General features: G+C 54.1%; 17 protein-coding genes. 7 read left to right on the top strand and 10 right to left on the bottom strand.

Going from position 1 to position 18,102, the window contains the following annotated elements:
• Positions 1-146: 146 nt before the first annotated feature.
• From aroK to pilM, 6 genes are all read right to left on the bottom strand, one after another.
• Positions 147-668, bottom strand: a complete 522-nt coding sequence (gene aroK / locus ABDW13_RS06130; RefSeq protein WP_008107887.1) for a shikimate kinase AroK — start codon at positions 666-668, stop codon at positions 147-149.
• 481 nt (positions 669-1,149) lie between these two features.
• Positions 1,150-2,409, bottom strand: a complete 1,260-nt coding sequence (gene hofQ / locus ABDW13_RS06135; RefSeq protein WP_343551578.1) for a DNA uptake porin HofQ — start codon at positions 2,407-2,409, stop codon at positions 1,150-1,152.
• Entirely contained in the window at positions 2,351-2,731 is a 381-nt protein-coding gene (locus ABDW13_RS06140; protein ID WP_343551579.1) for a HofP DNA utilization family protein, read from the bottom strand. Before ABDW13_RS06140 ends, hofQ begins: the two co-directional genes overlap by 59 nt.
• Positions 2,721-3,215 carry a hypothetical protein gene (locus ABDW13_RS06145; RefSeq protein WP_343551581.1) on the bottom strand — a complete coding sequence of 165 codons (495 nt, stop codon included), beginning with the start codon at positions 3,213-3,215 and terminating at the stop codon, positions 2,721-2,723. Before ABDW13_RS06145 ends, ABDW13_RS06140 begins: the two co-directional genes overlap by 11 nt.
• On the bottom strand, positions 3,208-3,750 hold the full coding sequence (locus ABDW13_RS06150) for a PilN domain-containing protein (RefSeq protein WP_343551582.1): 543 nt from the start codon (positions 3,748-3,750) through the stop codon (positions 3,208-3,210). Before ABDW13_RS06150 ends, ABDW13_RS06145 begins: the two co-directional genes overlap by 8 nt.
• Positions 3,750-4,559, bottom strand: a complete 810-nt coding sequence (gene pilM, locus ABDW13_RS06155; RefSeq protein ID WP_343551583.1) for a pilus assembly protein PilM — start codon at positions 4,557-4,559, stop codon at positions 3,750-3,752. Before pilM ends, ABDW13_RS06150 begins: the two co-directional genes overlap by 1 nt.
• 173 nt (positions 4,560-4,732) lie before the next feature.
• On the opposite strand from pilM, the gene mrcA reads away from it, so the two are divergent.
• Positions 4,733-7,279 carry a peptidoglycan glycosyltransferase/peptidoglycan DD-transpeptidase MrcA gene (gene mrcA, locus ABDW13_RS06160; RefSeq protein WP_343551584.1) on the top strand — a complete coding sequence of 849 codons (2,547 nt, stop codon included), beginning with the start codon at positions 4,733-4,735 and terminating at the stop codon, positions 7,277-7,279.
• Positions 7,280-7,331: 52 nt separating this feature from the next.
• Here the strand turns inward: mrcA and nudE are convergent, their stop codons facing one another.
• Positions 7,332-7,898: an ADP compounds hydrolase NudE gene (gene nudE / locus ABDW13_RS06165; protein ID WP_343551585.1), complete on the bottom strand. Its 567-nt coding sequence runs from the start codon at positions 7,896-7,898 to the stop codon at positions 7,332-7,334.
• Between the two features lie 397 nt (positions 7,899-8,295).
• On the opposite strand from nudE, the gene ABDW13_RS06170 reads away from it, so the two are divergent.
• From ABDW13_RS06170 to pckA, 5 genes are all read left to right on the top strand, one after another.
• On the top strand, positions 8,296-10,437 hold the full coding sequence (locus ABDW13_RS06170; RefSeq protein ID WP_343551586.1) for an intracellular growth attenuator family protein: 2,142 nt from the start codon (positions 8,296-8,298) through the stop codon (positions 10,435-10,437).
• Positions 10,438-10,491: 54 nt separating this feature from the next.
• Complete coding sequence (gene yrfG, locus ABDW13_RS06175) at positions 10,492-11,160, top strand: GMP/IMP nucleotidase (protein WP_343551587.1); 669 nt, start codon at positions 10,492-10,494, stop codon at positions 11,158-11,160.
• Positions 11,161-11,173: 13 nt separating this feature from the next.
• Positions 11,174-11,575: a ribosome-associated heat shock protein Hsp15 gene (gene hslR, locus ABDW13_RS06180; RefSeq protein ID WP_343551588.1), complete on the top strand. Its 402-nt coding sequence runs from the start codon at positions 11,174-11,176 to the stop codon at positions 11,573-11,575.
• 24 nt (positions 11,576-11,599) lie between these two features.
• Positions 11,600-12,472: an Hsp33 family molecular chaperone HslO gene (gene hslO, locus ABDW13_RS06185; RefSeq protein ID WP_343551589.1), complete on the top strand. Its 873-nt coding sequence runs from the start codon at positions 11,600-11,602 to the stop codon at positions 12,470-12,472.
• A gap of 275 nt (positions 12,473-12,747) precedes the next feature.
• A complete protein-coding gene (gene pckA / locus ABDW13_RS06190; protein ID WP_343551590.1) occupies positions 12,748-14,382 on the top strand; it encodes a phosphoenolpyruvate carboxykinase (ATP) in 1,635 nt (544 codons plus the stop codon).
• 96 nt (positions 14,383-14,478) lie between these two features.
• On the opposite strand, the gene envZ is transcribed toward pckA, so the two are convergent.
• The gene (gene envZ, locus ABDW13_RS06195) at positions 14,479-15,843 is read right to left on the bottom strand and encodes a two-component system sensor histidine kinase EnvZ (RefSeq protein WP_343551591.1); all 1,365 of its coding nucleotides are present in this window, start codon (positions 15,841-15,843) and stop codon (positions 14,479-14,481) included.
• Positions 15,840-16,559, bottom strand: coding sequence for a two-component system response regulator OmpR (gene ompR / locus ABDW13_RS06200; RefSeq protein WP_001157751.1), 720 nt, complete (start codon positions 16,557-16,559; stop codon positions 15,840-15,842). The genes envZ and ompR overlap by 4 nt, the downstream gene beginning before the upstream one ends.
• Positions 16,560-17,071: 512 nt before the next feature.
• On the opposite strand from ompR, the gene yjbE reads away from it, so the two are divergent.
• Positions 17,072-17,311 (top strand): exopolysaccharide production protein YjbE, encoded by a 240-nt coding sequence (gene yjbE / locus ABDW13_RS06205; RefSeq protein WP_343551599.1) that lies wholly within the window; start codon positions 17,072-17,074, stop codon positions 17,309-17,311.
• A 123-nt stretch (positions 17,312-17,434) separates the two neighbouring features.
• On the opposite strand, the gene greB is transcribed toward yjbE, so the two are convergent.
• A complete protein-coding gene (greB, locus tag ABDW13_RS06210; protein ID WP_343551600.1) occupies positions 17,435-17,929 on the bottom strand; it encodes a transcription elongation factor GreB in 495 nt (164 codons plus the stop codon).
• Positions 17,930-18,102: the final 173 nt, after the last annotated feature.

Genomic DNA, 18,102 nt, shown 5'->3' on the forward strand with positions numbered 1-18,102 from the left:
TTGTCGCCTGCTTTGAGCGGCCAAAAAGAAGCCGGATCGTTAAACAGTCCGGCAGCGATGGTGATGGGGTAACTGCGATCCCCGAGTGAGACAGTGATCTTCTCCATGATGACCGATACCTATTGCTGAGCCCTCAGGGTGCTGGATTAGTTCTTTTCCAGCATGTTGATGATCTGATTGGCCACCACTTTTGCACTTTGATCATCAGTGCGAATAGTGACGTCAGCGATCTCTTCATAAAGCGGATTACGTTCACCGGCGAGCGCTTCCAGAACTTCGCGCGGCGGTGATTCAACCTGCAACAGCGGACGCTTTTTATCGCGCTGGGTACGAGCAAGTTGCTTTTCGATGGTGGTTTCAAGGTATACGACCACACCGCGGGCGGAGAGACGATTACGGGTCTCGCGGGATTTGACGGAGCCGCCACCGGTCGCCAGGACGATGCCCTGCTTCTCGGTCAGCTCATTAATGATCTTTTCTTCACGATCGCGGAAGCCTTCTTCGCCTTCCACATCAAATACCCAGCCTACATCCGCTCCGGTGCGTCGCTCAATTTCCTGATCGGAATCGAAAAATTCCATATTGAGTTGCTGAGCCAACTGACGACCAATAGTGCTTTTGCCGGCACCCATCGGCCCAACCAGAAAGATATTGCGTTTCTCTGCCATTTTATCGGTATTACTAAGAATTCGTTGATGATACCCCGCGTTCAGCATAGCTGGCGGGACAGGAACTGAGACCTCATGAGCGTTAACAAGAGTCAGACGGAAAATTATCTCAACACTCATGGCCGTTTGGCAACCGAATAAATTGCCCCCGGCGACCTCTTAACAGGACCGGTCTATGGTTCGCGAGACGGTAACGCACCTCCGCTGATCCACTATATTTCGTGCTACAGGCAGGTTGGCCGGGCTCGTTCACGCTAAATGCTTACTAAAATAAGCACAGTGAATTCACTCATTTGACACTTTTCTGCAACTCGAATTATTTTGGAGATAGTTCATTTGACGTCAGTATCGCTTGTGACCGACGTCATTCGGAAGGTTATTCTGCCGCGTTCCGTTACACCGTTTTGAAAATCGCTAAACCTTGTAAGCTAATTCCAGCCCTGCGTCAACGCAGTTGGCTCTACAGGATGAATTTTCCGCTTTATCCGGCAGTAAGCGCTGCTTCCCTGACCAGTCTCGGGGTAATAAAGATTACCAGTTCCTTTTTCTTCTGCTCATCGGTTTGCTGACGGAATAAATTCCCCAGCAGTGGGATGTCACCCAACCACGGCACACGCTGTTCACTCTGGGTGCGCTGCTGCTGGAAAATGCCGCCGAGTGCCAGGGTTTCGCCATCACGCAAGGTCACCTGGGTTTCAATCTCCTGCTTATCGATGCTTAGCACCTGATTGTCGCCGATGCTGAGACTTCTGCCGGGCAGATTCTGGCTCAGCTTGAGTTTGAGCTGGATGCGCCCATTGCCCAGCACCACCGGCGTTACTTCCATCCCCAGCACCGCTTCTTTAAATTCAATCGCCGTGGCTCCGCTATTGCCGGATTTCACCTCGTAAGGAATTTCGGTGCCTTGTTTGATGGTGGCGGTTTGCTGATGCGAGGTGAACAAACGTGGACTGGCGATGATTTCGATCTGGTTTTCCTGCTCCAGTGCACTGAGTTCGAGATTCAGCAACTCACCGCTCACCTGCCCCAATGTTATACCCGCACGCAAAGCGGGATTGCCCACCGCCAGAGGAATCTCCAGCAGCGGATTACGCAGCGCCTGCGTCACCACCTCGGCGGGCGATGTCCCCCAATTCACGCCCAACTCACGCAAATGCTCTTCATTGATGGTAACGATGTGCGCCGCCAGCTCCACTTGCTCCAGCGGTAAATCCAGCGCTTTAATCCAGCGCTCGGTGTCGCGCAGCGCCTTTGCCGTATCACGCAACAACAAACTGTTGGTACGATTGTCTACCGTGACGCTTCCGCGCGGCGTCATCAGTGAACGTTCCGCTTGCAGGCTACGATGAATATCGCTGGCATTGGCGTAATGCAGCGTTACCGTTTGCTGCTCCAGCGGCGTCTGTTGCTGCTGTTCTTCACGCTCGGCCTGCGCCTGCTGTATTTGCAGCTGTTGCCAGCTTTCCGGATAGACCAGCAACACGCCCTCTTCTTGTACCACGGTGAGCTTGGCCAGTTGCGTCACCAAGGTCAGCGCGCGCTCCCAACCGACATCCTCTAAACGGATAGAAAGCCGACCTTCGACACCCGGCGCAATCAGCAAGTTGGTCTGCTGATAATCAGCTAACGCCTGCAAAATGCGCTCAACGGGCGCATCGTCAAATACCAAACTTAGGCGATCGTCATTGGCGTGCAGCGGCGCGCTCAGGCACAGCAACATCAGTAGCGTCATCCATTTCATAAAAACCTCCTTTTATTACCCATGTGATGTGCTGAGGCTGACAACTTTGTGTCGCGCTCAGCACTACCGTGTGCGCCGTGAGCTGTACCACCTGCCATGGCGGCAACGGGAAAGGTGCCTGATCGATTAGTCGATGGTTTTTACCCTGCGGCGAAACCAACCAGGCAACGTAATGCGGTGCCGCACCGATAATCCCTTGCAGCCGCCAACCTGTCGGCGCAGCAACTTGGATCTGGCATTGCGTCTCGGCTAACGGCTCGAACGGATTGCGAGCCAGCGCCAGTGAACTGCACAGCAGCAAAAGCAGCGCGCTACTCCGCATCGTCATTCTCCAGCCAAAGCTGCGTGTTCAATACGCCTTGCTCAGCTTGCAGTTGAAAGCGCTGCGGCACGGGCAATGTGGTGCTGGCTAACTCGCTAAACAGCGGGATAAATTGCGGCCACGCTAGTCGCAGCTGTAATTGCTGCGGTTGGCTGTCCGGATGCCAAGCCTCTAGTTGAGCGCCGCGAGCCGCCACAATGCTCTCCAGCGTTTGTCGTGCCTCGACACCACTTGCGGGTTGCTGTAATAAAGCAATCTCAGTGTGTAAGGCATCTAGCGCAGGCAAAGCCGCCAGCTTTTGTTGACGTTGCTGCTGCTGTTGCCGCATCTGCTCCAACTGTCGTTGTTGGCTGGCATGCACCTGCTGCTGCGGGCGAATCATTACCAGCCATACCAGCATCAATATCACCAATGACAACAGAGCTAACCACCCGATGCGCAGCGGCAGCGTTAGCATCAACCAGCGTTGTAGCAGATCATTCATGGGCTTCCTCCTGCACGCGTGCATGCAGTGCAAATCGGTAATCACCCGCAGACTGACGCAGCACACCGCCCTGTTTCACGCTGCTGAATAGCTGTTGAGCGAGAAGCTGATGACGAAACGCACTGACGGCCGCCATGCTTTGCGCCTGGCCTTCGAGCATCAGCAAGCCTTGTTTTCGTTCCACGCGGTTCAGCCACAAGGTATCCGGCAGCAACATCGGCAATTGCTGCCAGAAATGTTGCCAGCGCTGGTGCTGCTCTTGCCGAAGTTGCCCGGCGCGCTGCACCTGAAGCAAAGATTCGCGCAATTGCAGCAGGGATTGCTGCTGTTCTAGCTGTTGCTGCAATACATTGAGGGTAAAGGTGGCATCCATCATCGCCTCAGATTGCTGTTGGTGAATCAGCACACCGCGCCACCACCACCACAGTAGGATGCTCAGCGTGATAACCATGGTCGCCGCCAGCAAAGAGAAGCTTTGTCGCCGCCGTCTTTGCCATTGCTGAGCACGCCACGGCAGTAAGTTAACCGCTAGCATCAAATGTCCTCCGGGCGCAATGCCAATCCAAGCGCGATGGCGAATTCGCCTTCCTGCACGGGTAAAGGCGGTTGCAGATAATGCAGCAAGGAAAATGGCCGACAGCATTGCACCCTCTCTCCCGTTAATGCCGTGGCTGAGGTACAAAACACCGATTCCATCTGGGGAAAAGTGTCGCGCAGTTGCGTGAGATTCAGCGGTTCGCTACCGGCACCAGAGGTGGTGGTTTCGCCCGCTAACGTCCACAGCCAATGATCGCTGAGTGGATGGATCAACAATTGGTTATGGCGTAAAGGGATGCGCATGGCGATCTGCGTCAGCGCCAGGCTGCTTAGTTCAAACACATCTGGCCGCAGCCCCGCTTGCTTGAGTGGCGCCAACCATTGCGCGATCACCTCGCGCCGCGCCGCAGTCACCTGCAGTTGTGAGGAGTTATCCGCAGCGCGGAAATCTATCGATAAGGATGCGGGTTCGACGGGAAACAACCGCTGCGCTGAAGCCGCCACATAACGACTTAGCGCTGGCTCGCGCAGCGTAATGTCGGGCAGCGGCAAGCTGCGCTGTAAAACCAACTGTGGCGGCAGGCCAACGCGCAGTGAATACCGCTTAGGCAACTGACGCTGCCAGCGCGTTAACAGCGTGTGTAATGCAGGCGTGGTTTGCAACACGCCGTTGCGTAACGTATCGTGCGGCAGCGTTTGCTGCCACCAATGGCGCAACTGCCAACCGTGACGGCGGCGTTCGATGCCAAGGGCACAAATTTGCCCGTTTTGGATGTCCAGTCCAATTTGCCAGCGCTGAAAAGCCATGCGCGCGATCTCCTTATCATTGAAGGGAAGATGTATGCATACCCTTGATAAATGACGTTGCAAAAAGCCTGCAACTTCAAGAATGACGGGTATATCAAAGCGTCAGGGTTGCCTTTATACTACCGCGCGGTTGTTTATAAACTGCTCAAACGACAACAGATGGGAATTCTCAGGTGAAGTTCGTAAAGTATTTATTGATCCTTGCAGTGTGTTGCATTTTGCTGGGAGCTGGCACGGTTTATGGTTTGTACAAATACATAGAGCCGCAGCTGCCTGATGTGAACACATTGAAAGATGTACGCCTGCAAACGCCAATGCAGGTTTACAGCGCGGATGGCGACTTGATCGCCCAATACGGTGAGAAGCGCCGTGTCCCGCTGACTCTGCAGCAAATGCCGCCTGAGTTAATCAAAGCGTTTATTGCCACGGAAGATAGCCGTTTCTACGAGCACCACGGCGTCGATCCGGTGGGCATCTTCCGTGCGGCGAGTATTGCGTTGATGTCTGGTCACGCCTCACAGGGTGCCAGTACCATCACACAGCAGCTGGCGCGCAACTTCTTCCTGAGTCCTGAACGCACCTTGATGCGTAAGGTTAAAGAAGCGTTCCTGGCAATTCGTATCGAACAATTGCTAAGCAAAGACGAGATTCTTGAGCTGTATCTCAACAAGATTTATCTCGGCTACCGTGCTTACGGCGTTGGCGCAGCGGCACAGGTTTACTTCGGTAAATCCGTTGATCAGCTTTCGCTGAGCGAAATGGCGGTGATTGCGGGTCTGCCAAAAGCCCCTTCGACCTTCAACCCGCTCTATTCGCATGCGCGCGCATTATCGCGTCGTAATGTGGTGCTGGCGCGTATGTTGGATCAAAACTACATCACCCAGCAGCAATACAACGACGCGCGCAATACGCCGCTGACCGCCAGCTATCACGGCCCGGAAATTGCCTTCTCTGCACCTTATTTGAGTGAAATGGTGCGCCAGGAGATGGTGAAACGTTACGGTGATAGTGCTTATGAAGATGGCTACAAGGTGTACACCACCGTGACTCGCCACCTGCAAGAAGCAGCACAGCAAGCGGTACGCAACAATGTGATGGCGTATGACATGCGCCACGGTTATCGCGGCCCAACCAACGTGTTGTGGAAAGCGGGTGAAGCCAGTTGGGATAAAACCCGTATCCAGAACGCCTTGAAAGATCTGCCAGCATACGGCCCACTGAATGCGGCGGTGATCACCAACGCCAGTGCAGACGAAGCCACTGCGATGCTGAAAGATGGCAGCAGCGTTTCGCTTAACATGGCGGGCGTTCGCTGGGCGCGTGCTTACAAATCTGACACCTTACAAGGCCCAACGCCGCGCAGCGTGACGCAGGTGCTGCAAGCCGGCCAGCAGATTTGGGTGCGCAAAGTGAACAACGATTGGTGGCTTGGCCAGGTTCCATTGGTGAACTCTGCGCTGGTGTCACTGAATCCTGAAGACGGTGCGGTGCGCGCGCTGGTTGGTGGTTTCGACTTCAACCAGAGCATGTTTAACCGCGCCACTCAGGCGCTGCGTCAAGTCGGTTCTAACATCAAACCGTTCCTGTATACCGCAGCGATGGATCGTGGCTTAACGCTGGCTTCCATTCTTAATGACGTGCCGATTTCGCGTTGGGACGCCGGTGCTGGTGCAGATTGGCGTCCGAAGAACTCACCGCCAACTTATGCCGGTCCAATCCGTTTGCGTCAGGGCTTGGGTGAATCGAAAAACGTAGTGATGGTCCGTGCGATGCGTGCGATGGGCGTGGATTACGCGGCGGAATATCTGCAACGTTTTGGCTTCCCAGCGCAAAACATCATCCATACCGAATCGCTAGCGTTAGGTGCAGCCTCCTTTACGCCTATGCAGGTAGTGCGTGGCTATGCGGTGATGGCAAACGGCGGCTTCCTGGTCGATCCGTACTTCATTACCAAAATTGAGAATGAGCAAGGCGGCGTAATCTTCGAAGAGAAACCGAAAATTGCCTGTCCGCAGTGCAACTTGCCGGTGATCTATGGCGACACCAAAAAGTCGCTGGCGTTGAACGAAGAGAGTGTTGAGAACGTCGCGACCTCCGATCAATCGCAAAACCAGGCAGTGCCGCAGCCAGAGCTGGAGCAGGTTCCTGCACAACCGCAACCGGCTGGCGATCAGCAATATGCGCCGCATGTGATTAACACGCCGTTGTCATTCCTGATCAAAAGCGCGCTGAACACCAACATCTTCGGCGAGCCTGGTTGGATGGGAACGGGCTGGCGCGCAGGCCGCGATTTGAAACGTAACGATATCGGCGGCAAAACGGGTACCACTAACAGCTCGAAAGATGCGTGGTTCTCTGGTTACGGTCCGGGTGTGGTGACGTCCGTGTGGATCGGTTTTGATGATTCGCGCGCACTGGGTCGTTCAACCATGTCGGGTGCGATTCCGGATCAGATTTCCGGCTACGAAGGTGGCGCGAAAAGTGCGCAGCCTGCGTGGGATGAGTACATGAAATCTGCGCTGGATGGCGTGCCGGTACAACCGTTAACACCGCCGGATGGCGTGGTAACGGTGAATATCGATCGCGGCACCGGTAAGCTGGCGAATGGCGGTAACTCGCGTCAGGAATACTTCATCAATGGCACGCAGCCGACGGAGTATTCGGTGCATGATGTGGGAACTACGCTGATGGACAACGGCCAAAGCCACGAACTGTTCTGATTAAAAAAGCCGGCAAATTTGCCGGCTTTCTTTTTTAAAGCATGACAAAAAATCAGTAGCTCAAACGCCCCTGCTTCACCAGCCATTCGCGCACCATAAACAAGGCGCTAACGTTACGCGCTTCGCGGAAGTCTGGTTCTTCCAACAGTGCCAGCAGATTATTCAACGGCCAGCGGTGGACGATCAGCGGTTCTGGCTCATCGCCTTCCAGCTTCTCTTCATACAATCCTTCCGCCACCACAATGTTCATTTTGCTGGAGAAATAGGACGGCGCCATAGTCAGCTTGCCGAGTGCTTCCAGCTTGGTAGCACCAAAACCGGCCTCTTCTTTCAGTTCACGATCGGCGGCTTCAAAAGCGCTTTCGCCGGGATCGATCAGACCTTTTGGGAAACCGAGTTCATAACTTTCCAGGCCAACCGCGTACTCCTGAATCAGGATTACGTCATCGCCAATGATCGGCACAATCATCACCGCTTCACGATCGGAAGGCTTCATACGCTCGTAAACCCGGCGCGCGCCATTGCTGAAAGCGAGATCGACCGCTTCAATAGTGAACAAGCGGGAACGGGCAACCGCTTCCACATTGAGGATGTCAGGTTTTTTCATTGGGTTTTTCATATCAGCCTCAAACTTAGCACTACCCTGTGAAACGTGATGACGCCAGCATACCGAAGCCCGAACTATTGTGCGACACACAACGAAGGGAAACTATGGTGTCACATATTCACTTACTGCTGCTAACAACTTATTGTTATCTATGCAGTTAAAAACTCACAATATGTCAACGGTATTTTGTTAAATTCAGAAAATACCGATATTTAATTGAGTCATGTCTGGTTAACATCCCGTTGAGGAATAATCTAACAAACTATAATTAAATGATTTTGCGCGTTATTTTATCTGACTTTTCCCTTGTCAGAATGACATCTGCTCGCCAAAATTGACTTGTATTGATGGATTCACCGGGAGTACATCGTAAACGTGAAGGCAGTTTTTTGGCTGGATTGAGCAAAGCATGAGCACTTACATTGTCATTCTGGCTGTCATGCTCGCCTGCTCGTTACTTGCAGGTATTGGCTACTGGTACGCTATGCGGCATCGTCCGCCGTTGGCGAAACCACTGCCGTTTATCAGTCCGCCCCATCGCAAACTCACCGATGAAGAACGCGGTGCCGTTGAGAAGTACCTCGCATTACTGGCGAAACAACTGCAACACAGCACCGTACGCGCCAGCAAAAAATCCCGCGAACCCGAAACGCTAACGCTGACTGCGCAAAGCAACAATGTCTATCCCGTTACCCGCGCGATTACCCGCTACGGCCTTTCTACCGACGATCCGCACAAGTGGCGCTACTATCTCGATGAAGTGGAAGTGCACCTGCCCCCGCTGTGGGAACAGTACATCGCCGAAGAAAACTACGTTGAGCTGATTCGTACGCAAACGCTGCCGCTGGTGATCTCTCTCAACGGGCATTCGCTGGTGAATTACGCAGTAGAACAACCGGTGTTGCCGCCGCTGGTGCGCCCAATGTCGACCAACGCCTCGATTCGCAAAGAAGAGAGCGAGAACGTCGAGCTGTTGCAGGTCCGTAAAGAGACCGCCGAAGAGTATCAACTGTCGCGCGCGGAAGGCACGCGCGAAGCGGTGGCGATTTGTTTTGCTTTCCTGCTGTTCTTCCTCAGTTTGGTGCTGCCCGGCAGCATGATGGTGTGGATTGCCCTGCTCGGCTGCTTGATGATCGCCGTTAGTCTGTGGTTCCTCTATCGTTTCCCGGGTGCCAAAGGATTGCGCGATGTGCACTGTTTGCGCGGCGCACCGAAGCGTTGGGGATTGTTTGGCGAATCGAATCAAGAACAAAGCAACATCTCGCTTGGCATTATCGATCTGATTTATCCCGCGCATTGGCAGCCGTACGTGGCGCACGATCTCGGCCAGGTCACGGATGTGGAGATGTACCTCAATCGTCAGGTGGTGCGTCAAGGTCGCTTCCTGTCATTACAGGATGAAGTGCGCAATTTCCCGGTGCAGCGCTGGCGTAAAAATCTGGTGCTGGCGTGCGGTTCACTGCTGGTGCTGGTGATGTTGTTCACCTGGATTCCGCTCAGCATGCCGCTCAAACTCAGCCTTGCGTGGGTGAAAGGCACTGAAAGCATTGAAGTAAACAGTGTTGATAAGCTTAACGCGCTGCCGCTGCACATCGGTGATAGTTTGAAAGTCGCCGGTACCGGCATGTGTTCGGTGCCGGGCAATTATCAAAGTAATCGCAGCTACGCTTACATGCCGTTCGATTGCTCAGCGATTTACTGGAATAACGCGGTGCCGCTGCCGCAGCCACAATCCGACATCATTGATAAAGCCTCCGCGCTGCTGGATACCACCACGCGCCAGCTTCATCCTGAAACCAATACCGATCCCAAACTCAACCCGCAGTTAGCGTCGGCGATTCAGAAATCCGGCATGATCCTGCTGGACGATTTCTCCGATCTGGTGCTGAAAACCCAGGAGCTGTGCAGCCAGCAACAGGATTGCGTACGATTGAAAAATGCGTTGGTTAATCTGGGCAACGCCAAGGATTGGGATTCGCTGATCCATCGCGCCGATTCCGGCAAGCTGAACGGCATGAACGTGCTGCTGCGCCCAGTGAGCGCTGAAGCGCTGGAAAATCTGGTCACTACCGCTACCTCGACTTTCTTCTCACGTGAGACACGTCGCGCGGCGGAAAACCTCAATAGTCCCCCGCCCGGTGGCTTCCTGATTATTAGCGATGAAGGTCGTCAGATGGTGACGCAGCCAACACCTTCTGTGCCGCTGTTTGATCTTGATGCGCCTGCGCAATGGCGCGAACTGCAACGCATGTCAGAAATGCTGCTGCACACGCCGTTCGCCGCTAACGGCATCATTACCAGCATTACCACCGATGCCAACGGCACGCGCCACATCGCGCTGCACAATGAGCCGGATGCGATGGCGCAATGGCGCTATTTAGGTACCGCGCTGTTAATGTTGGTGCTGTTTGCCTGCGCGGTCATCAACGGCTTGCTGGCGCTGCGTCGCATTCATCGTAATCGCCTGCGCATGGCGGAGATTCAGCAGTATTACGACAAGTGCTTCAACCACAACCTCAACACTATGCAGAGCGTGCGCTCGCTGTTCTGAGCCCTCCCCTTCTGTGCTACCCTGTCGCCCACTTTTTTGCGGCGAGAACCAAAAATGCAGGCAACGCTTAACTGGTCCGAGATTGATACCGTGCTGTTGGATATGGACGGCACGCTGCTCGATCTCGCCTTTGATCGCCATTTCTGGCTCGAACATGTGCCGGAAACGTTAAGCCGCGAACGCGCGATCACCTTGAGCGAAGCACATCAGCTGATCCAGCAGAAGTATCAAGCCGTGGTGCATACGCTAAACTGGTATTGTCTCGATTATTGGTCGCAGGAACTGGCGCTGGATATCCGCGCCATGACGTGGGAAAAGCGCCATCGCGCAGCAATGCGTGAAGACACGCTGCCGCTGTTGCAGGCGTTACGTGCGGCAGGCAAGCGCACCATTCTGCTGACCAATGCGCATCCTTATAACCTTGAAGTCAAACTGGAGCAGACTGGATTAGCTGCCCACCTTGATTTATTGCTTTCAACCCATACCTTTGGGTATCCGAAAGAGGATCCGCGTCTCTGGCAGGCCGTCCAGCAGCACACCGCATTTGACCGTGCTCGCGCGCTATTCATTGATGACAGCGAAGCGATTCTGGATGCCGCCACGCTCTGGGGCATTCGCTGGTGTTTAGGCGTCAGCAATCCGGATTCTGGTCGGCCCGATCAATCTTTCCAGCGTCATCCGGCGGTACGCGATTATCGCCAATTGTGTGAAACGCTGCGTTAAAGCAGGAGCCGCAATGAAAGAAAAAGTAGCTGAAGGCGTTCGCCTCGATAAATGGCTGTGGGCTGCGCGCTTTTACAAAACGCGCGCCATCGCCCGTGAAATGATCGAAGGCGGCAAAGTGCATTACAACGGCCAACGCAGCAAGCCAAGTAAGTTAGTTGAGCTAAACGCTGAACTCACACTGCGTCAGGGCAACGATGAACGCACGGTGGTGATTGCCGCAGTGACCGATCAACGTCGTCCTGCCAGTGAAGCGCAAGCGCTGTATACGGAAACCGACGCCAGCATCGAAAAGCGTGAGAAAACCGCGTTGGCACGCAAGATGAATTCCCTGACTATGCCGCACCCCGATCGCCGCCCGGATAAGAAAGAGCGCCGCGATCTGATGAAATTTAAATTGTCGGGCGACGAATAACCCGCCCCCAACGAGAGAAACACTATGTCTGCACACGATCAACTGCATCGTTATCTGTTTGAAAATGTCGCCGTGCGCGGCGAATTGGTTAACGTGACGGAAACCTGGCGTGAAATCGTCAAAAATCATGATTATGCTGAACCGGTAAAAATCTTGCTGGGCGAACTGCTGGCGGCCACCAGCTTGCTAACGGCCACGCTGAAGTTTGATGGCGATATCACGGTGCAGTTGCAGGGCGACGGTCCTCTGACGCTGGCGGTGATCAATGGCAATAACCGCCAGGAATTGCGCGGCGTGGCGCGCGTCAATGAAGACGCGGAAATCGCACCGGGCAGCAGCCTGAAAGAGATGGTGGGCAACGGTTATCTGGTGATCACTATTTCACCGGAGAAAGGCGAGCGCTATCAAGGCGTGGTCGGTCTGGAAGCCGATACGCTGGCGGGTTGCCTGGAAGATTACTTTATGCGTTCTGAGCAGTTACCAACGCGCCTGTTCATCCGCACCAGCGAAAAAGGTGCAGCCGGTATTCTGCTGCAAGTGTTGCCTGCACAAGAGTCGAACCTCGATGATTTCAATCACCTCGCCACGCTGACCGAAACCGTGAAGAGCGAAGAGCTGATCGAATTGCCAGCGACCGACGTGTTGTGGCGTCTGTACCATCAGGAAGAAGCCACGGTATTTGATCCTACGCCAGTGAGCTTTAAGTGCACCTGTTCACGCGAGCGCTGCGGTGAAGTGCTGAGCACGCTGCCAGTGGCAGAAGTGGACGAAATCCTCGAAGAAGATGGCAAAATCGACATGAATTGCGACTATTGCGGTTCGAATTACGTTTTCGATGCGGTAGATATTGCTGCCATTCGTAGCGCATCGACCAACAACAGCGATCAAGTGCATTAATTTTTCGAACGGGCGGTTATGCCGCCCGTTTTTCTGCTGAACGTATCCCTATCATTTTCCTCGGTTATTAGCTTAATAACGCTGACTTTAGTTTCATAAGTGGCAGATTTATCTACTTGTCACGTTCCAGCTCGCATTTCTGACTATCTTCTCTTTTCCGCTGTGCTCATAAGAGTACACTGCGCGCGATCTGCCCTGCGTGGCTATGCGTGAAGGGCAACAGGATCACCCCATAAAAATATGCAGTAACAGATACCGATTTAAGGAGCAGTCACATGCGCGTTAACGGCCTGACATCGCAAGACCTCGCCTCTATGGGCATCAGCGGCACCACCGAAGTGGTGTACAACCCTGACTTCGACACGTTATTTCAGGAAGAAACCCGCCCAGAACTGGAAGGTTATGCGCGAGGCACCCTGACGCAGAGCGGCGCGATTGCCGTGGATACCGGCATTTTCACCGGTCGCTCGCCTAAAGATAAATACATTGTGCGTGACGACACTACGCGCGACACCCTGTGGTGGAACGATGTTGGCAACGGCAAAAATGACAATCAGCCGCTGTCGCAGGAAACCTGGCAAGCACTGAAAGATCGCTGTACCCAGCAGCTTTCCGGCAAACGTCTGTTCGTAATTGATGCGTTCTGCGGTGCCAATCCAGACACGCGTCTGAGCGTGCGTTTCGTGATGGAAGTGGCCTGGCAGGCGCATTTCGTCAAAAACATGTTTATCCGTCCGAGCGATGCCGAGTTGGCTGACTTCAAACCGGATTTCGTGGTGATGAACGCCGCGCAGTGCACCAATCCAGATTGGCAGGCACAAGGTCTGCACTCGGAGAACTTCGTCGCCTTCAACCTGACTGAGCGCATGCAGTTGATTGGCGGCACCTGGTACGGCGGCGAGATGAAGAAAGGCTTGTTCGCCATCATGAACTACCTGTTGCCACTGAAAGGCATCGCCTCAATGCACTGCTCGGCCAACGTCGGTAAAACGGGTGATGTCGCGGTGTTCTTCGGTCTTTCGGGTACCGGTAAAACCACCTTGTCCACCGATCCGGATCGCCAATTGATTGGCGATGATGAACACGGCTGGGACGACGATGGTGTGTTCAACTTTGAAGGTGGCTGCTACGCCAAAACCATCAATCTGTCTGAACAGGCTGAACCGGAAATCTACCGCGCGATTCGTCGCGATGCGCTGCTGGAAAACGTGGTGGTGCGTGCCGATGGCAGCGTGGATTACGCGGACGGCAGCAAAACCGAAAACACCCGCGTTTCGTACCCGATTGAGCACATCGAAAACATCGTGCAGCCGGTTTCCAAAGCGGGCCATGCTAAGAGGGTGATTTTCCTCACCGCCGATGCGTTTGGCGTGTTGCCGCCGGTTTCGCGCTTAACACCAGAGCAGACGCAATATCACTTCCTGTCGGGCTTTACCGCCAAGCTGGCTGGCACTGAGCGCGGCGTAACGCAGCCGACGCCAACCTTCTCCGCCTGCTTTGGTGCGGCGTTCCTGACGCTGCATCCAACGCAGTATTCCGATGTGCTGGTGAAGCGCATGGAAGCGGCAGGTGCGCAGGCGTATCTGGTAAATACCGGTTGGAACGGCAGCGGTAAACGTATCTCGCTGAAAGACACGCGCGCGATTATCAATGCGATTCTGGCGGGTGAGTTGGATGGGGTTGAGACGGAAACCTTGCCGGTGTTCAACTTGCAGATGCCAAAGCAGTTGCCGCAGGTAGAGAGTGCGATTCTCGATCCGCGTCGCAGCTGGCCGACTGAAGCCGCCTGGCAGCAAGCCGCGCAGGATCTGGCACAGCGCTTTATCACTAACTTTGAGAAGTATACGGACAACGACGCCGGTAAAGCGTTGGTGCAGGCGGGTCCGCAGTTGCAGAAACATTGCAGATAACTGCACAATCCGTAGCGGCGCGATTCATCGCGTTCAGTTGATCTTAAAAGGTCAAAAGAACGCAATAAATTGCGCCGCTACGGTTCCGCTAATGCCTTAAGGTACGTGATTAATACTCGCCACCGCCGTACTGCTGCCACCTTCGGGGATCGGCAGCCACGCACGAATACGTAAACCACCGCGATCGCTATCACCAATCTCCAGCGAACCGTCATGCGCATCAATAATACGTTGCACAATCGCCAGGCCTAAGCCGGTGCCGCTGGTGCTGCGCGCGCTGTCGCCACGCACAAACGGTTGGAACAGATGCTGCAACTGATCCGGCTTAATGCCCGGACCATCATCTTCCACCTGGAACCACGCGCGATTCAGCTCTTTACCGCTGCTGACTTTAATCCAACCGTTACCGTAACGCGCTGCATTCACCACCAGATTCGCCAGCGCACGCTTAATCGACAGCGGGTTGATATCCAGCATCAAATCCTCGGTCATCACCGCATTTTCGATTTCACGCTCGTAGCCGCTTTCCGCCGCCACCACTTCGCCCAGCACGCTGTTCAAATCGGCGCGCTCGGTCTGCATCTCTTGCCCGGTACGCAGATAATCGATGAACTGCTCGATGATGGCGTTGCACTCTTCGATATCTTTGTTAATCGACTCAGCCAGATAACCGTCTTGCTCACTCATCATTTCCGTGGCCAGACGAATACGCGTCAGCGGCGTACGCAAATCATGGCTAACGCCGGCCATCAACAAGGTACGATCGTCGGCCAACTGCTTCACGCCAGCCGCCATCTGGTTAAAGGCCCGGGTTACCGAACGCACCTCAGACGCGCCGTATTCACGCAACGGCGGCGGAATAATGCCTTTACCCACCTGCAACGCCGCATGCTCCAAATCCACCAAGGGTCGGTTTTGGATGCGGATAAACAGCCAGGCACCGCCAATCGCCAGCAACATGATCGCCAACGTGTAGCGGAACAGCGGCGAGAAATCGCCTTGATGGATTTCAGTGAGCGGCACGCGCACCCAAATATCCGGCGACAGCCAGGTTTTCAGCCACACCACCGGCGAGTTTTTATTCACCTCGACGCGGACATCGGTTGGGCCGCCAAGCTGCTGCCCCATCTGCTCGCTGAGAAATTCGTAATGCTGCGCCCAGCGCAAACCGCTCTCTTCCGCCGCCGCGTTGGTATACAACGAGATGCCCAATTCGCGATAAATTTCGCGTCGGAAGGCCGGAGGCACTTCCAACTGCGTTCCATCTTCCAGCTGCAGCCGGTCGGTCATCAACATACGCACTTCATACGCGAGGACTTTATTGAACTGCTGCAAGCTGGGAAGAATGGCGAAATTCAGCACCACTAAGTAGGTCGTTACCAGGCTGACGAACAGCAAGGTAACGATCAATAGCAAAGTGCGGGCAAACGAACTGCGGGGTGAGAAGCGCAATCGCCTCATGCTTTGCTGCCGTCCGGAACGAATACGTAGCCAAGACCCCAAACGGTCTGGATATAGCGCGGATGCGCCGGATCTTCTTCCACCATGCGGCGCAGACGGGAAATCTGCACGTCGATAGAACGTTCCATCGCACTGTATTCACGACCACGCGCCAGATTCATCAGCTTATCGCGGGATAACGGCTCACGCGGGTGGCTCACCAGCGCTTTTAGCACCGCAAACTCACCGCTGGTTAATGGCATTGGTTCATCTTCACGGAACATCTCACGCGTACCGAGGTTCAGCTTGAACTTACCGAAGGCGATAACCGCTTCTTCCTGCGAAGGTGCGCCTGGCAATTCATTGGCCTGACGACGCAACACGGCACGAATACGCGCCAGCAGTTCACGCGGGTTGAACGGTTTTGGAATGTAGTCATCCGCGCCGATTTCCAGACCCACGATGCGATCGACTTCTTCACCTTTCGCGGTGACCATAATGATCGGCATCGGATTGCTTTGGCTGCGCAGACGGCGGCAGATTGACAGGCCATCTTCGCCCGGCAACATCAAATCAAGCACCATCAAGTGGAAGGATTCGCGGGTTAACAGACGATCCATCTGCTCGGCGTTGGCAACGCTACGCACCTGAAAGCCCTGTTCGGTGAGATAGCGTTCGAGCAACGCGCGCAGACGCATATCGTCATCGACGACCAGAATTTTGTAGTTCTCTTGCATGTTCAACTCCCAAAGGCGCCATTGCCTGAGACAATATTGTTAAAAAAAGAGGCCTCAGTGTGACAGTTATTAATGGTTTATATTCTAGCCGAAATTGTTACAAAGCATATTAAACAGCAGCTTATATTTATTTTTGGTCGGGAAATGCGCTTCGCTTCCGGTTTTTTATCTGTGCTTTCAAGCCGCTTAGCGCTTATCTGAAAAATTGACCTCTTTTCTTTCTGTTACTGGTTCATGACACAAAATTGCGCCGTCCGAGCGGCTCTCCACGCCATCACGCCTAAATAGAGGATAGGGAAGCGCGCCACATTGCCATTAAGTCAGCATAAAATCTGGCGTTTTATCGCTGTACCGCGCATCTGTTTTCGGAAATTTTCCTGATTAGGAAGAAACAGGACCAGCAGTAATTTTATTCCTACAAATCAATCAGTAATCTCCCCTTTCTTCCCACGACGCAATCTCCGACACTGCATTCGTACCTGCTTTAATTGAGTTCATGTGGAGAAAGAAAGATGAAAAAAACCGTAATTCTGCTGAGCGCACTGGTACTGGCCAGCATCACTCAGGTTCAGGCGGCCACCAGCGCGGGCGAAGCGGCCGGTGCGCAAGCATCGACCACCGCGAAAGGTAACTCCGACGCCATCGGCGTAGGTGCTGTTGGCGCACTGCTCGGCGTGGCTTTAGCGACGATGGGCGGCGGCGACAAAGGCAACGGCACCTCAACCACTACGGCGACGACACCGGGCAAATAATTGATTCGTTGATGCGCGGCAAGGCTGCGGCGCTTCTCCCCTCTTTACTGCCAGCCCTTTTCGCCACCGGAGAATAAGTAGCGCCCCGGCTTGCTTACCCAGGCCATTATTCTCCGCCTCTTTTTACTCTGATTCAGATGCTTTCACGTACTCAATGCTGTTCACGAACCACAGCTTTTGCCCTTCTGGCGTGTTCACCAGCACTTCGTCATCCACTTCTTTCTTAATCAGCGCGCGCGCCATCGGCGAATCGATCGAGATGTACTCTTTCATCGTCTCACCATAAATTTCATCCGGACCCACGATACGAAAGCGCTTCACTTCGCCTTGCTCATTTTCCACCTGCACCCACGCGCCGAAAAACACTTTGCCTTCTTGCTGCGGCGCGTAATCAACAATTTTTAGATCGGCGAGGCATTTGCGCAGATAGCGCACGCGGCGATCAATCTGCCGCAGCAGACGTTTGTTGTAGGTGTAATCGGCGTTTTCGGAACGGTCGCCGAGGCTGGCGGCCCAGGAGACAATCTTGGTGATTTCCGGACGCTTTTCGTTCCACAAATGGTCGTGTTCAGCGCGCAGCTTGTTGTAGCCTTCGCGGGTAATCAGTTGGGTTTTCATGGCGTCACTAGCAATTGTTCAAGGTCAAAGAGGCTAACAATAAGCGACGCTTCCGCCATCAGCAAGAAGCAGCCAACGATGTGCGCGCTGCATTCAGAAAAAGACGGATTCACTGGCCTGCGGCTGGCAATTTTCGCCCTCAGCCCGTATAACTGTCCCCTATTTCTAACCCT

This window comes from Pantoea sp., from assembly GCF_039594315.1.
GTDB lineage: Bacteria > Pseudomonadota > Gammaproteobacteria > Enterobacterales > Enterobacteriaceae > Pantoea.